At 37.9% G+C, this 14981-nt stretch carries 15 protein-coding genes and 3 tRNA genes; all 18 read right to left on the bottom strand.

From position 1 onward, the window contains the following. Positions 1 to 14: 14 nt before the first annotated feature. Positions 15 to 1115: a hypothetical protein gene (locus VPAR_RS02225; protein WP_012863993.1), complete on the bottom strand. Its 1101-nt coding sequence runs from the start codon at positions 1113 to 1115 to the stop codon at positions 15 to 17. Further along, positions 1090 to 2580, bottom strand: a complete 1491-nt coding sequence (locus VPAR_RS02220) for a DUF5677 domain-containing protein (RefSeq protein ID WP_012863992.1) — start codon at positions 2578 to 2580, stop codon at positions 1090 to 1092. The genes VPAR_RS02225 and VPAR_RS02220 overlap by 26 nt, the downstream gene beginning before the upstream one ends. 86 nt (positions 2581 to 2666) lie before the next feature. Continuing rightward, positions 2667 to 2743: transfer RNA gene (locus VPAR_RS02215), tRNA-Arg, on the bottom strand. 101 nt (positions 2744 to 2844) lie between these two features. Beyond that, positions 2845 to 2918, bottom strand: a tRNA-Gly gene (locus VPAR_RS02210). Positions 2919 to 2928: 10 nt separating this feature from the next. Further along, positions 2929 to 3005 (bottom strand) — tRNA-Pro (locus VPAR_RS02205). 380 nt (positions 3006 to 3385) lie between these two features. Next, on the bottom strand, positions 3386 to 4591 hold the full coding sequence (locus VPAR_RS02200) for an NAD(P)-dependent malic enzyme (RefSeq protein WP_012863991.1): 1206 nt from the start codon (positions 4589 to 4591) through the stop codon (positions 3386 to 3388). A gap of 288 nt (positions 4592 to 4879) precedes the next feature. Next, entirely contained in the window at positions 4880 to 5662 is a 783-nt protein-coding gene (speD, locus tag VPAR_RS02195; protein ID WP_008715652.1) for an adenosylmethionine decarboxylase, read from the bottom strand. 77 nt (positions 5663 to 5739) lie between these two features. Then, positions 5740 to 6237: a metallophosphoesterase family protein gene (locus VPAR_RS02190; protein WP_012863990.1), complete on the bottom strand. Its 498-nt coding sequence runs from the start codon at positions 6235 to 6237 to the stop codon at positions 5740 to 5742. A gap of 66 nt (positions 6238 to 6303) precedes the next feature. Next, positions 6304 to 6879: an XTP/dITP diphosphatase gene (locus VPAR_RS02185; RefSeq protein ID WP_012863989.1), complete on the bottom strand. Its 576-nt coding sequence runs from the start codon at positions 6877 to 6879 to the stop codon at positions 6304 to 6306. A gap of 1 nt (position 6880) precedes the next feature. Further along, on the bottom strand, positions 6881 to 7636 hold the full coding sequence (gene rph / locus VPAR_RS02180) for a ribonuclease PH (protein WP_012863988.1): 756 nt from the start codon (positions 7634 to 7636) through the stop codon (positions 6881 to 6883). Between the two features lie 163 nt (positions 7637 to 7799). After that, positions 7800 to 9224 carry a histone deacetylase family protein gene (locus VPAR_RS02175; RefSeq protein WP_012863987.1) on the bottom strand — a complete coding sequence of 475 codons (1425 nt, stop codon included), beginning with the start codon at positions 9222 to 9224 and terminating at the stop codon, positions 7800 to 7802. Further along, complete coding sequence (locus tag VPAR_RS02170; RefSeq protein WP_012863986.1) at positions 9214 to 10926, bottom strand: hydantoinase/oxoprolinase family protein; 1713 nt, start codon at positions 10924 to 10926, stop codon at positions 9214 to 9216. Before VPAR_RS02170 ends, VPAR_RS02175 begins: the two co-directional genes overlap by 11 nt. A gap of 192 nt (positions 10927 to 11118) precedes the next feature. Beyond that, a complete protein-coding gene (locus VPAR_RS02165; RefSeq protein ID WP_004693597.1) occupies positions 11119 to 11769 on the bottom strand; it encodes a coenzyme F420-0:L-glutamate ligase in 651 nt (216 codons plus the stop codon). A 12-nt stretch (positions 11770 to 11781) separates the two neighbouring features. Further along, positions 11782 to 12321, bottom strand: coding sequence for a hypothetical protein (locus tag VPAR_RS02160; protein WP_012863985.1), 540 nt, complete (start codon positions 12319 to 12321; stop codon positions 11782 to 11784). A 12-nt stretch (positions 12322 to 12333) separates the two neighbouring features. Next, the gene (murI, locus tag VPAR_RS02155; protein WP_012863984.1) at positions 12334 to 13137 is read right to left on the bottom strand and encodes a glutamate racemase; all 804 of its coding nucleotides are present in this window, start codon (positions 13135 to 13137) and stop codon (positions 12334 to 12336) included. Then, on the bottom strand, positions 13130 to 13549 hold the full coding sequence (locus VPAR_RS02150) for an acyl-CoA thioesterase (RefSeq protein ID WP_012863983.1): 420 nt from the start codon (positions 13547 to 13549) through the stop codon (positions 13130 to 13132). The genes murI and VPAR_RS02150 overlap by 8 nt, the downstream gene beginning before the upstream one ends. 116 nt (positions 13550 to 13665) lie before the next feature. After that, the gene (locus VPAR_RS02145; RefSeq protein ID WP_012863982.1) at positions 13666 to 14010 is read right to left on the bottom strand and encodes a YkvA family protein; all 345 of its coding nucleotides are present in this window, start codon (positions 14008 to 14010) and stop codon (positions 13666 to 13668) included. Positions 14011 to 14032: 22 nt separating this feature from the next. After that, positions 14033 to 14884 (bottom strand): hypothetical protein, encoded by an 852-nt coding sequence (locus VPAR_RS02140; protein ID WP_012863981.1) that lies wholly within the window; start codon positions 14882 to 14884, stop codon positions 14033 to 14035. Between the last annotated feature and the right edge of the window lie 97 nt (positions 14885 to 14981).

The following is a 14981-nucleotide window of genomic DNA, read 5'->3' as shown; positions in this document are numbered from 1 at the left end:
TTCCCTTTCAAAAATTAATTAGCCTCTTCATTAATTTTTGAATATAAAGTTGCTAAATTATTATCCACTACTTTTTTTATATCTTTCAAGTCCATCATCTCAATCAAATCAAGATTTATGTCTGTCGTACTTATAATATCTAAGTATTGTTTTAAAGAGATCTTTTCTACAATCGATCTATCAAATGCCAGATAGATTAAATGACAATAAATTGCATGTTTAAAAAGCATTTTATCTGCACTTATTTCATTTTCCAAATGTTGATAGCAAAGCAAACTGTAGTAATAAAATGCGGACTTTGATCTTATGTAAGGTATAACTTTATATTCTTCTGATAGTAAAAAAATATCAATTGCCTGTATCAAATAACCTATTATTGAAAATAAAAATACAGATTTATAATCTTTGACTTCACAAAAATGTCTTAGGAAGGGTACTTTGGAGCTATAGCTAATAAGTCCTTCCATTCGCGCTTCAAATGTATCCTCCTTTACATCCTCATTAAATAAAAGAATTCTATCTAGTGATTCAGGTCTTAGATGGTTCTTTATGTCTACAATTGTAATACATGTTTTCATATATACTTCAATTGATTCTATATCCGTAAATAAATTCAAGAATAATTGTTCTGCTAATGAATTAATTTCACTAGAACCCTCTGTCCTATTATTTTCCCTAACAGGTAATAACCAAATGGGCCGTTCTTCCAATTCTAATAATTTGATGTTATCACTGATAAGAAACGAAACATCCTCAATCATAGCTTGAGTATTAATTTTCTCATGACTAGACAATCTTAGAGTCGCATCGCACATTTTAGCTAAAGGGTCATCCATTATATGAATTTTTCCTTGAGCTAAAAAAGGATAGTGTTCAAGACCATCAATATCTAAATAATCTGCTGCAGTATAAAGATAGACACTATAACTTTCAAGTTGATAGTTAAAAAAAATATCTACTAGAGTTTCATGTTTCTTCCAAAATATGAGAACAGAATCTAAAATATTTTCTACATAATCCGGATTCCTAGTAAGAGAATCCTCAATTTTAAGTAATAATATCTTATATTCATCCTGAATTTGATTAAGCCTATCCATTAACTGATTTTGGATCAAATTTATTCACCTCAACTAACAATTTATCAGGAATTCCATATTCTTCATTAAGAACATTCACAATATGATGCATTAGCAATACACAATCATTCCACACAGATGTTAAGTTATCATGTTGCTCCATAGAAGGTATACAGTGATATTGATGTGCAGGATTATCACATTTTACAAAAGAGCTCTCTCTAACACTCCCCCAAAAGCCATGCTCATAAGATGTAAGATATTCATAATAAGTGGCATAAAGATCTGCTAAGCCTGTGACTTCTGCCTTCTTCCTAATATTAGTTTCGTCAAAATAGTTTGTATTTATATCTAAAAACTCAGGCCTAAAAAACTCTTCAACTAAAATATTTAAATATTTTAAAGGAATATGAGTACCTTCACCTTCTGGCATATTGATTTTATCTTTATTCACTTCACATACTAGTTTATACTTTCCTAAACCATATAACTGGTAATCCATCCAGATGTTATCGTGATTATTCTCCTCATGAATTAAATACTTCATTATGATAAGTATTTCAAATAGTCCCCGAACTGAACTTCTCCCAGATATGCTATTATCTAAATCATGTTTATATACCTCATAAAACCGATTATATGCAAATACAGCTAACCCCAAAAGCACTGTCATTTTTTCATCTAAAATTAGAACATCTTGTTTGATTGAAATAAAGTAATCAAAGATATTTTGAAATGCCTCAACACACTGGTCTTTATTCAAATTCTGCTCATCTACTTCGCTAAGATTAACTGAAAATAACTTGCATGTAGACATACAACTTAAATCCTCCCAAAATTTATTCAAATATACTAAATTACTTTTATCCATAAATTGAATAGTACCAAACATCGAACGAACAAGAGGTCGAATTGTGTGCATTTTTTCATTCTCATGAGGCAACCTCGCATAATCGTTCAAATAATCAATTATATGTTCCTGCCCCTTCATGACTTTAATCTTATTACATATTGAGCGGAAAAATAAAACAATATATTTTATATCAGTAGTCATATTAGTTTGACTTCCCATACATTCTTGCATTATTTGTTCTATTTTTGATAAGCGTTTCTCAATACTCATCTTATTATAAAAATTACCATTAAACGTTGGATACTCATGTATATCAAAAATGAGCGTTAATGGCTCAAGCGTATTATCACCAACAGATAATCGAATCTGATCGAATAATTCCTGCTGATTTTCTACTGATTCAGCAAGAAGTGTAGAAAACCTACAATCTTCAATTTTAGGATTTATGTCTTTCCAGTATTTCAAAATTCTAACAGACTGATTAATTCCCTCTATTCGCCCTAATTTATCAAGAATTAAAGCTAACCAAATATATTCAGGGAGTTGTCCATATGTCCAACTTTTTTCAGTTTCTAGCGGATTTGCAATTTCATTCCATACAGATTGAAAAATTCCTTTTTTCCATATATACCCAGATAATTTAGGTTTCATGATTCTTCACCACCAAAACTACTAATGTAACTACTAATCGGATACAAAAAAACGAGCCTTCATTTCTGAAAACTCGCTTATTTACTTGGTGATCCAGGAGGGATTCGAACCCCCGACCCACGGCTTAGAAGGCCGTTGCTCTATCCAACTGAGCTACTGAACCATGTGGATTACCTATATAATTATCTATTATAGTATAAATTATGTACTATGTATCGTCAACTACACCCTATCTTAGTATACCCTAAAAAAGGCAAAAAAAAATGGAGCGGGTGAAGGGAATCGAACCCTCGCGACCAGCTTGGAAGGCTGGGGCTCTACCATTGAGCTACACCCGCAAATAAAAAATGGTCGGAGCAGCAGGATTCGAACCTGCGACCCCCTGGTCCCAAGCCAGGTGCGCTACCAAACTGCGCTATGCCCCGTCATTAATTACTTTGCTATTATAGCAAACCCGGTAGTTGATGTCAACCACTACTCTTGCTGAGTTCTTACTCTCTCGAGTATCGCTCTGCAACGAAAATTATTATATCATTGATAGAAACTAGTGACAAGTACTTTTTTACAACTTCATTAATTTTTTTACTTATACATTAATACATTCTTTAATATATATCTATTCTTACTTCTATTATCCTATACGCCTACACCTCCATATCATTTTAATCTATAAATTATTCGCCCTAATAGTATAAAGCCAATCATATGCTTAATCGAGCATATAAAAACATGCACCCCTTTCGAGGTGCATGTTGTATTGTTCTATAGTTATATAAGATTTTAAAATGCTAGTAAAGCAAATAAATTAACCTTCGTAGCTACCATCTTCTACTGCTTGAGGATTTTTTGCGATACCTTGTTTTACAGCAACTTCAGCAACTGCTTTAGCAACAGCTGGAGCTACGCGAGGATCGAATACGGATGGCATAACATTTTCTTCATTCAATTCGCTATCAGGAATCAAGTGAGCCAAAGCGTCAGCAGCAGCTAATTTCATTTCGTCAGTGATTTGAGACGCACGAACGTCGATAGCACCGCGGAATACGCCTGGGAATACTGCTACGTTGTTGATTTGGTTAGGAGCGTCGGAACGACCTGTACCAGCAACACGGATACCAGCAGCTTTCATATCAGCATATGTAGCTTCTGGGTTAGGGTTAGCCATTGCAAATACGATTGCATCGTCAGCCAAGTTTTCCAAAATTTCTTTTGTGAAAGCACCTGCTGCAGATACACCAAGAAGAATGTCGGCGCCTTTAGCATTTTCAGCCAAGTTGCCATGTTTTTCTTCAAGTTTGAGCAAATCAATCAATTCAGCTTGCAAAGAGTCAAGTCGTTTGTAGTCTTTGTGCAATACGCCAGAGGATACCAACAATGTGATATCACGAGCACCTGCAAGGTACAACAAGCGAGCAATGTTTGCACCAGCAGCACCAGCACCGTTTACAACGATTTTAGCAGTAGCTAAATCTTTTTTAACTAAACGAAGAGCGCCTTTTACACCAGCTAAACATGCAATTGCAGTACCGTGTTGGTCATCATGAAATACAGGAATTTCCAATTCTTCTTTCAAACGGTTTTCGATTTCATAGCATTTAGGAGAGGAAATATCTTCTAAATTAATACCAGCAAAGTTTTTTTGCAATAATCTTACTGTATTGATTAATGTATCAGCATCTTTTGTATCTACAACCAATGGAATGCAGTCTACATCACCGAATTTTTTGAACAATAAGGATTTACCTTCCATTACTGGCAATGCTGCTGCAGCGCCAATATCACCAAGACCAAGTACACGAGTACCGTCAGATACAACGGCAACCATGTTGGAACGGCAAGTTAATTCGAAGGATTCTGCTTCATTATCTTTAATACGCAAACATGGTTCTGCTACACCTGGTGTGTAAGCTACAGATAAATCATGAGCGTCTTTTAATTCATATTTAGTTCCTACAGTAAGGAAACCTTTTAATTCACGTTTTTTTTGTACAGCTAATTCACGTACGTCCATAACAATTCTCCTTTGTGGATACACTCGGACTCTTTAGAGTCGGTAATTTATACCTTTAACTAATTGTATTATACAAAATGCTAAATCATAATTCAAGTTTTTTCGATATAGTTTTTCGAAATTTTTAAAAACTACTATCATTAAGCTCCAGTAGTAATAAAGATTAAGCTCTAATAGTAATAAAGTAAATTATAAAAAAGTAGATAAACCATATAAGGCTTATCTACTTCAAATCTATCTTCGTATTATACGGTAAAAGCTGTCACACCAATGTTATAAAAGCGGTCTTTAAGCTTTTACAGATGGCAAATTGCGTCCATAGAAGATTTCCATCATTTCTTGTTTTAATTGATGTTTAATTTGCTTGATTTCACGATCGCTCAACTCTGACTCAGTGATGCCAAAAAGATAATTATCTAAATCAAATTCTTTTAACATCATCTTTGTATGGAAAATATTTTCTTGATATACATTTACATCAATCATGTTGTACATATTGCGAGTTTTCGCACTGATGTAGTTTTGAATAGAATTGATGCGATGATCGATATAAATTTTCTTACCAGATACATCACGAGTAAAGCCACGTACATGATAATCTAAGGTAAGAATATCAGAATCAAAACTTTGAATTAAATAATTCAGTGCATTTAGCGGAGAGATTTGTCCACATGTAGAAACTTCAATGTCGGCACGGAATGTACTAATCCCTTTGTGCGGATGACTTTCAGGATAAGTATGTACAGTGAGATGCGACTTATCTAGATGCATAACTACATCTTCTTTTTCAATTTCCTCTTCAGAAATCAAAATCGTAACAGACGCACCTTGAGGATCATAATCTTGTTTCGCTACGTTAAGGATGTTAGCGCCGATAATATGGCTAACTTCCGTCAAAATAGCCGTTAAACGATCCGCATTGTATACTTCATCAATGTACTGAATGTATTGTTTTTTTTCTTCTTCCGTACGAGTATAACAAATATCATAAATATTAAAACTCAATGTCTTTGTGAGATTGTTAAAACCATATAACTTCATTTTAGGTTTTGCTTTAACTGGTGTATCCATGATATGTCATAACCCTTTCCATGCATAGACTTACTATTCCTTTTGAAAGTTTCGCAAACAAAGCTTTCACCATATAACTAAACAATATCTTGTTTATACACAAACTCTACATCAAACTGTCCATTATCGTAGGTAACGATAGCAAAGGTACCACCGGAGCGATCACGAGCCAAAGAAATACTGCCAGGATTTACAAATACCGCATCACAGGCACGAACCTCTCCATGATGATGGCTATGACCGGACACGATGAGTCGCGCACCCATGTCAGTTCCTAACTCAATCAGTTTTTGTATTCGATTATAATATGATACCTCATGACCATGAGTCATGTAAATATAGGTATCTTCAAGAGGAATCAATTGCTCTCGTGGTTCAAGCGGTTGCACACGATCGTTATTGCCACGCACCGCATAAACAGGAATATCCGTATGTTCCTGCATATAGCGTGCATCATCGCCAAAATCACCAGCATGAAGCCACATATCGATATCTTGATCGGCAGTAGCAGCCAAGACGAGGTCGATATCCTCTAGATACCCATGAGTATCACTTAAAATGCCAATTCGTTTCATTGTATTTAATCTCTAATGCCACTATATTATATATTTATATGAACTATACCATATAGTTCAGAAATATCAAAGCTTACTAATTAATTCGCGTAATGCTCGACCACGATGGCTAATCGTTTCTTTTACGTCGATGCTAAGCTCTGCCATCGTCTTTTCAAATTCAGGTACATAGAAGTATGGATCATATCCAAAACCATTCTCCCCTTTTGGCTCATCTTGAACGAGTCCATCACAATAGCCTTCCGCAGTAACTTCTCGACCATCAGGATATACAAGCGCTAAAGCGCATACATAATGGCCTGTACGGTCACGTTTACCCTGTAGTTCACGAATTAATTTCTCATTATTTGCATTATCATCACCATGATGACCTGCATAACGCGCAGAATATACACCTGGAGCCCCATCAAGAATATCTACAGTAAGACCAGAATCATCAGCTAAACAAGGTCGATTCGTAGCCTTAGCGTAGTATCGAGCTTTTAACAGAGCGTTTTCCATGAAAGTGGTGCCAGTTTCCTCTGGTTCCTCAACGGAAATCACATCTTTCACAGGTACGCAATCGATAGACAAATGAGAGAATGCCTCTGAAAACTCACGAATTTTTCCTTTATTGCCTGTAGCAAGTACGATTTGTTCCATATTACACCTCTGGTGCTGTTGGATATACCTTACCAACTTTATCTGCTGTACTACCTAATACTTCGCGTTGTTTTGCCATGAGCTCATCTGTAGCAGCCTCTGCTAAATCAAGTAAAGCATTGAGTTCATCACGGTTAAAGGTACCGTGTTCACCTGTACCTTGTACTTCAACCATATTGCCAGAACCTGTACGAACTACATTCATATCTACGATGGCAGCACTATCCTCTTCATAGCAAAGGTCCGTAATAGGACCTTCTGGACCAATACCTACAGAGATGGCTGCACAAAAATCAGTAATTGGGAATTTTCCTGCTCCGCCAAAGGTGAAGTCTACCGCATCAACGAGGGCCACAAAAGCACCCGTAATAGATGCTGTACGCGTGCCGCCATCCGCTTGGATAACGTCGCAGTCGATAGTAATAGAGCGTTCGCCTAAAGCTTCAAGGTCTACGACAGCGCGCAAAGCACGGCCGATAAGACGTTGAATTTCTACGGTACGACCAGTTTGCTTCCCCTTTGCGGCCTCACGACTCACGCGAGTTTGCGTAGAGCGTGGCAATAATGAGTATTCCGCAGTTACCCATCCTTGTCCCGAACCTTTTAACCAGCGTGGCACAGAATCCTCAACAGTAGCCGTACAGATAACCTTGGTCTTACCACACTCAATAAGTACAGAACCTTCTGCATACTCTGTAAAATTCCGTGTTATTTTAATAGGTCGCAATTGACCCGCTGTTCTATTATCGCTGCGCATAGGAACCTCATCATTCTAAAAGTAAATATTAGAACGCCCCTTACATAAAGGGGCGTTATTTCTTATATTATATCACAATTTTACTATTTTTTAGCATTACGAATTATATTGTAATTCGCGATTCTAACATGATAACTGGCGTTATCATTTACGGAGATTAACATTATAGTTCATATTGGCCGTTGCCGAGTGGATCTACCACAACGTAACGGCTTGCTCCCCCTTCTGTTTTGGCTCGTTTTGCTTCTACAATAGCATCTTGACGCGTCCCTTCATCTGCTTGCCAAGGGATGAACATAGCATATACACTTTGCGACCCATACGGTCCGTATTGTCCTCGAGAGAGCACGCTATGCCAGCCTACCTTGTCTTCGTACATACGCACCTTTTCAAGGCGCTCCTCCTGAACGCCTGTTTCGTCATAGTACACATTATAATGATTAGACCAAACATCCCTTGCACCTACGCGCTCGTCTTCGGCCATCTTATGACGGTTAGCCCATTGTATTTTCCACTTAACGATTAAATCATCTATGTAACTAGTTACATTTTGACTCTGTTTGTATTTAACAGGATCAAAGGCAGGTTCTATGACTTTGCTGTAATCAAGACCTGCCATGGATAAAATGATACCCGTATTTATATATGGCAACGCTTCTTGTACGGAATAGCCTCCTTCAAGTACAGCTATATCTGCTTGTAACAAATCGACTAGTTCTGCATAGCCCTTTGCGGTTACCTGCATATTAGCCAACGGATCACTAAAGTGATTATCTTGTCCTGCCGAATTAATAACAATATCTGGATTAAACTCTTCAAGAATAGGCAATACCAGCTCACGCATGACCTTCATCAAGCCTTCGTCACCGGTACCAGGCGGTAGTGGAATATCTATATTACTACCAATAGCCTGAGGTCCACCAAATTCATCCATAAAGCCTGTTCCTGGATAGAGGGTTCGTCCATCTTGGTGAAAGCTAATATACAATGTATCTGGATCGTGGTAAAACACATCTTGAGTGCCATCACCGTGATGTACATCAGTATCTACTACGGCAATGCGTTTGATTCCATAGGTTTGACGTATGTGTTGAATCATAACGGCTTCAATATTAATCGTACAGAAGCCGCGAATACCATGAACCATAGCCATTGCATGGTGACCTGGTGGTCTTACTAACGCAAAAGCACGGTCTACTTCACCGCGCATGACTGCATCAGCTGCCGCAATAGCACCTCCAGCAGATACCCGATGAGCTTCAGTCACCCAAGACTCTAAATCTGGAGCACCAACGTGAACCCGCTCTATTGTATCCCAATCAGCTACTATTGGATTATATTCTCTAATATTAGGTATATCTAACAGACCTTCCTCTACGATTTGATCACGCGTATAAAGTAAACGCTCTTGTCGTTCAGGATGTGTTTCAGAAATTTTCCAGTCAAACGCAGGGAAGAATACTAGACCTAAACTGTTATTATATTCAGCTTTATCAATAGTAGAATTCACGTCGTCATTCAGTTTCGTATTCATATTCTTTTCTATAAGGCCATGACGCTCACGATAGGATAACCCTTTATTCCACATAGTGTTTCACCCCCGCCGCTAGTTGTACTTTTACCGTAATTAAACGCTCCATAGATTGCCATCCCTCTACCACAGGGAAATCCTCAGTGTTAATGACCTCGATTTCTTGCGCTGTATCTAAACCTAAACGTAAAGCCTCTTCACTAAGAACCTCTTTAGCTCGTTCTACAACTTGTTCCGCTCGTTTTAAAGTACAATTTTGCTGTTTAATGCCTAATTCTGGAATGACAAGTAAACGACGTTTTGTATCTACATGAACAGTGAGTTCGATGGTAGATAAAGCTAGTGCAGCGCCTATAGCATTTGCTACGGCAGCATTCTCAGGAATCGTAACAGGTAACTCTAGATACTCACCGATACTTGGACCTAAATTTGGCGCTGTTCCCCCTACCACAACGATATGTTCTGGTACAAATACATCAGGATTTACAATATCTGCTACCACATAAATAGGTCGTTTATTTTCTACTTTTACGACCTCGTTAATACCATGTTGAATCGTTTGCAACGCTTTTTCTACGATTAGTCGTGCTACATCAGAGGCAGTCTTAATAAGAGTTAATTGATTATTTGAGGTATTTACATTTTTAGATCGTAATGTAGCCTGTATAGCATCCGCTAAAGCTTGTAAAGCTCGTGATGCCAGATTAAAGTCACCATAGTTTGCATGACCGAGCACGATAAGTGCATCCCCCAAGGTAGGTTCTATACCACCTAGAGCCACTGATGGTCCCACTCGTTCAGGACCTACGGTAAGATTACCATTTTTAAGGCGAATTACAGATTCCCCACCAATACCGACGGAAGTAACGGCAAAGGATCGCACTGCACTTGGATACTCACGGATAGATACACCATTTTTTGTCATCAATGGTTTACCATGCTTCCAAAGGGATATATCCGTTGTAGTACCCCCAATATCCAGAGCCACTGTATGCTTATTACCTATAACGCCGAGAGCCGATAGTCCAAGAACTGTTGCAGCAGGGCCTGTAAAGGCAGTCTCTACTGGACGACTCACCATATGCTCCATAGGTAGAGAACCACCATCGGCCTTTAAAATGTGAAGTGGAGCCAATATATTCCGTGCACTGAGAGCATCTTCAACATTTTTCTTAAACACCGTAAATACGGGTGTCACAGCGCTATTAAAATAAGCACTAATAGTACGACGAGGGAAATTTAAAGAACCACTTAATAAACTGCCATTAGAAATCGTATGATATGTATTTTTCAATTCCTCTGTAATAGATAGTTCTTCTTGAGGATTCCGCACCCCAAATTTAGCGGACACAGCAGCCAAATCGGTACCACTACGTGCTTGAACCATGTTGGCTATACCACGTACAGCATCAGCAGGGGTACGCTCTACAACGATACCTCTATGATCTGTATAACCTTGAAGATATATAGGTTCCACGGGGAATATATCATCTACATTACGGCCTGGACCTGTAATCACATAGAGATCTACTACTTGCTCCTTCGCTTCTACGATGGTATTTGTAACCACGGTAGTAGATAAGGTTACTTGTTCAATATTTGATGTATCATAGCCCTCCAAAACCGCATCTAAGGCCTCACCTATACCATTCATTAGATTATCCTTTGTAGTCCGCCTCTTCGCAGTTGCCACTACACGATGGGCATCAATGATAACCGCATCGGTAAAAGTTCCACCTACGTCTAACCCTAGTAACATATAACCTCCTTTTAGTATTAATAAAGAATCCATACAAACTCAAAACGTAGTAAAGAAAACTCCATTTAAGCTAGCATATACTCTCTATTTGATCTAATATGCAATCCCTATTCAAATCTGCGTATAGTCCATATTCAGGCTCATTATATAAAAAAGCTGTACCCATCTCTATGTGATGAGTACAGCCTTCTGTTATTTACCAGATACAGATGCGTAATTTTTGATGATAACAATCGGAGTCATTTGACTATCGTTACCAAATGGATTATCAATCAACAATTGTGCAATTTTTTTAGCATCAATGCCACGACTTGTACCTAAAATTGCGGACCGTTTCAAATCATTAACATCAGCTACAACGGCACCATAACAACCAGTGCGAGATACAATTTTCTCAGCCACTTTATCAGGATCCTTTGGACCAAATACAATGTGCTTATCAAATGGAGGCATAGTCCCCGTTACATCATCTGTTAAGGATGCAGCCCGAGCAATTGCATAGAATACCCCTGGTTTACGGAAAATTTTAGCAATAGCGCCTAAAATAAAAGCACCTAATACCTTCCATTTACCATCCAAATTCATAGCCGATTGCATACCATAAATAGATGCCATGGAGCCATCTGGATGGATAAAACGATTAATTAAACGAGCTTGCCAGCACACATTTAGCTCTTCAGGACGTGTAAAACGACCTTGCGTAATAGCTACTACAGATTCAGCAACGCATACGATATCTTCAGGTCCAATATTATGGCCCCCAAATTCAACGATAGCATCAACGATGTCATCATTATCTGTAAGAATACGTGTTGGCACACATACTAACTCTAATTCTGCCATTGTTATGCCTCCTTATTGAACCATTGCTGCTTGAACTTCTTCAGCAGTCAAACGAATACGCTGTTTATCGATATGATAGTCTGTCCGGCCTACGATTTGGTAGTAAATATCGATGTCCATATAAGGGAATCCCTTAATATCTTCTCGAATATTACCAGTTTTACCTGTTAATGTAACATATACACGAATTGTGCCACCTTTGCGTGGTTTGATAATTATAGCTTCAAAGTATCCATCTTGACGCGGACGATTAATATCCATAGCCCAAGCATTTACTTTAACTGCATCAAAATGTTCTTCAGGTAATAATGGACGTGGAAATAAGTCCATTATTGTGCCCAATTGGCGCCCTTTATTTACAAATGGTATATCACAGAACAACGTAATGGATTCAAAACTACGATTAGATACTTGAAAGTTCGTTGCTCGTTTCGCTAATAAGACAATATTTTCATTACCTTGTTTCAACACAAACAAACGGAATAATAAGTACAGAGCTGCAACAGCCACAATAATAGCTATTACTGCACTGAGGATGTTATAAAACCACATAGGGTATCTCCTTTATAATGTAATATGTTCAATGGTACGACGGCTCGTATCAAGGAAGGATGCACTCAACGTATCACCAAGTTCGACATCCTTTGTAAAATACAATGTCACGGTGCCTACAGTATCTTGATGATTGAAAAGATTTTTACTCTCTAATCTGTGACGAACCAATTCACTTGTTTCAAAAGCAGGATCAATGAACTGAATACGACACGATGTTAGTTCCTCTAGTAAAGGTTGTACAAATGGAAAATGAGTACAACCCAAAACAACAACCTCAATTTCTCGAGATAATAAAGGTTCTAAATAATCCTTGCATACTTCACGAACAAAGTAATCATCTAAATGACCTTGTTCAATAAGCCCCGCCAACTCTGGACAAGGTTGTTCCCAAACAAAAACCTCGTGATCAACTTCTAAAGCCACATGCTTATGAATATGACTATTTACAGTGGCCACGGTCGCCATAATACCGATAGTCTTGCTTTTACTTTTATTAATAGCTGTTTTTACACCTTGTGATACACCAATAACTGGCACAGATACAAGTTCACGTACCGCATCAAGAGCCACAACGGTGAAGGTGTTACAAGCAATCACCATCAACTTAACAGGCTGCTTTTCTAGCGTCTCCGCAATACGGCACGCTAAATAAGTGATTTCATCATCACTGCGATTACCTACAGGATTATTCGCATTATCACCGATATAGATAAAATCTTCGTTAGGAAATTGTTCTTGTAATACCTTTAACACAGATAGTCCGCCTACACCAGAGTCAAATACACCGATAGGCAATTGTTGTACATTACTCATGCGGCATCTCCTCAACAGCTGCTAACATAGGCAGATAGAAAGTATCGTCTAATCGCACAATTTTTCCTGTTAATTTTGACATAAAGGCGTTCTTAGTTTCCCCCGTAGCAAGTATTGCACCATCACTAGCACGGCGCATGCGATAGCGAAACACCATTTGAGCCCTCGTCATCTTAACCAAATACGTTTCGATGTGAAGTTCATCATCGAAATTCGCAGGTTCTTTATAATTGCAAGATACATTCATGATGGGAAATACAATATCCTCATTCATCATATCCCACAAAGTGACACCGATCTTACGAAGGAATTCAATGCGCGCCATTTCAAACCATCTAAAATGATTACTATGGTGAGCAATCCCCATCATATCAGTTTCATAAAATCGTACATTTACTGAAGCAATATGCATAAATTCTGTCCTTTTTAAATAGTATACAATTTTTATTCTATATCTATTACTTTAGTGTGTCAAATAAATAAAGGCAGTTCAATCACTGTGGATCAAACTGCCTAAAATGGTAAAAGTTAGCGACTGCTACCAAATGGAAAGAATTTTTTTGCCTCTTCTTGATGACTCGTTTTGATATAACGATTCGCAATCTTAAAGGCTAATCCGAGTACTGCCACATCATCTACCCAACCTAATACAGCAATCGTATCCGGTACAATATCAATAGGTAATACCAAATATCCTAAGGCACCTGCAATGACCGCTTTTACATATTTGGGAGTGTCCTTGTCGCGAAAACAAAGGAACAAGGTTACTGCTTGTTGTACAAAGGCAAGTTTCTTACCATATCGACCAAGAAACCCTAAAAATCTTGATTCGCTAAAATACTTACCATATTTAATAATCTTAAATGGATTCATAGTAATAATAATCCTTCAGCGTTTATTTACGCAAACCGCCAATTTTATCTTTCGCTGTGTTAACAGTGTTTGTAGCAACATCTTTTGCTGTCTCTACAGCATCAGAAGCTTTAGTTTTTGCAGTTTCTACTGCTACCTGTGCAGAAGCTTTTGCCACTTCTACACCACCTTTTGCGAATTCTTTAGCTACTTCAATACCTTCTTTAGCAGAATCAAGTTTTTCTTTCGCTGCATCAGAAACCTTTGCTACAACTTCTGCTGCGTTATCATGAATTTGATATTTTGTTTCATTATTCCATTTATTGATGGCAGGTGTTACTTTTTCTTCGTAAACTTGCTTTAAAGATTCTTTAGCAAGACCTGTTTCATTAGCAATCCCAGCCCATACGTCACGTTGACCTTGAGTGAATGGAATACTAGCACTTGCATCACGAACGATTTCAGAAGCAATAGCTTTACCATTTTCAAGGAATTCAGCAACCATCGGTTTGTAACGTTCGATATCAGAAGGCATACCATCTTGAATCCAAATATTTGCAATTTTACCAATAGCATAAGTTAAACCGATAGCTACAGGAACGCGAACAGCTTTAATTGGAATTAGAAGGGATACTGCAGCTGTACCTACAGCTGTGCTAAGACCACCTACTAAACCAACTACAGCACCAGCTTGCAATTCTACGTCATAAAGATGAGCAATACGAGTTACCATGTACGTAGCATTGGCGCACAAAGCGACACTGCTGAATTTAGAGGATAATGCCAATGCTGCCGCACGACCTGCCCCCCAGAAAATAAATTGTTCAACTTGATAGTCACGATCTTGAGATCCATCCATAAGTGGCTCAAGTATTACGCCATTATATTCTGCCATAAGTATTCTCCTTTGTTGTGAACCAACTATAGGTCTTATTATTAGTATTATTATACCATTCTATTGATAGAAGTGAAATGAATTTTTCTAATTATCC

It is taken from the genome of Veillonella parvula DSM 2008 (assembly GCF_000024945.1).
GTDB classification, from domain to species: Bacteria; Bacillota; Negativicutes; order Veillonellales; family Veillonellaceae; genus Veillonella; species Veillonella parvula.
This window is presented reverse-complemented; position numbering and strand designations above follow the sequence as displayed.

Excerpts from the sequence above, each read along its gene's own strand:
- VPAR_RS02220 (WP_012863992.1), bottom strand. The coding sequence starts at position 2,580 with ATGAAACCTAAATTATCTGGGTATATATGGAAAAAAGGAATTTTTCAA.
- VPAR_RS02200 (WP_012863991.1), bottom strand. The coding sequence starts at position 4,591 with ATGGACGTACGTGAATTAGCTGTACAAAAAAAACGTGAATTAAAAGGT.
- speD (WP_008715652.1), bottom strand. The coding sequence starts at position 5,662 with ATGGATACACCAGTTAAAGCAAAACCTAAAATGAAGTTATATGGTTTT.
- VPAR_RS02190 (WP_012863990.1), bottom strand. The coding sequence starts at position 6,237 with ATGAAACGAATTGGCATTTTAAGTGATACTCATGGGTATCTAGAGGAT.
- VPAR_RS02185 (WP_012863989.1), bottom strand. The coding sequence starts at position 6,879 with ATGGAACAAATCGTACTTGCTACAGGCAATAAAGGAAAAATTCGTGAG.
- rph (WP_012863988.1), bottom strand. The coding sequence starts at position 7,636 with ATGCGCAGCGATAATAGAACAGCGGGTCAATTGCGACCTATTAAAATA.
- VPAR_RS02175 (WP_012863987.1), bottom strand. The coding sequence starts at position 9,224 with ATGTGGAATAAAGGGTTATCCTATCGTGAGCGTCATGGCCTTATAGAA.
- VPAR_RS02170 (WP_012863986.1), bottom strand. The coding sequence starts at position 10,926 with ATGTTACTAGGGTTAGACGTAGGTGGAACTTTTACCGATGCGGTTATC.
- VPAR_RS02165 (WP_004693597.1), bottom strand. The coding sequence starts at position 11,769 with ATGGCAGAATTAGAGTTAGTATGTGTGCCAACACGTATTCTTACAGAT.
- VPAR_RS02160 (WP_012863985.1), bottom strand. The coding sequence starts at position 12,321 with ATGTGGTTTTATAACATCCTCAGTGCAGTAATAGCTATTATTGTGGCT.
- murI (WP_012863984.1), bottom strand. The coding sequence starts at position 13,137 with ATGAGTAATGTACAACAATTGCCTATCGGTGTATTTGACTCTGGTGTA.
- VPAR_RS02150 (WP_012863983.1), bottom strand. The coding sequence starts at position 13,549 with ATGCATATTGCTTCAGTAAATGTACGATTTTATGAAACTGATATGATG.
- VPAR_RS02145 (WP_012863982.1), bottom strand. The coding sequence starts at position 14,010 with ATGAATCCATTTAAGATTATTAAATATGGTAAGTATTTTAGCGAATCA.
- VPAR_RS02140 (WP_012863981.1), bottom strand. The coding sequence starts at position 14,884 with ATGGCAGAATATAATGGCGTAATACTTGAGCCACTTATGGATGGATCT.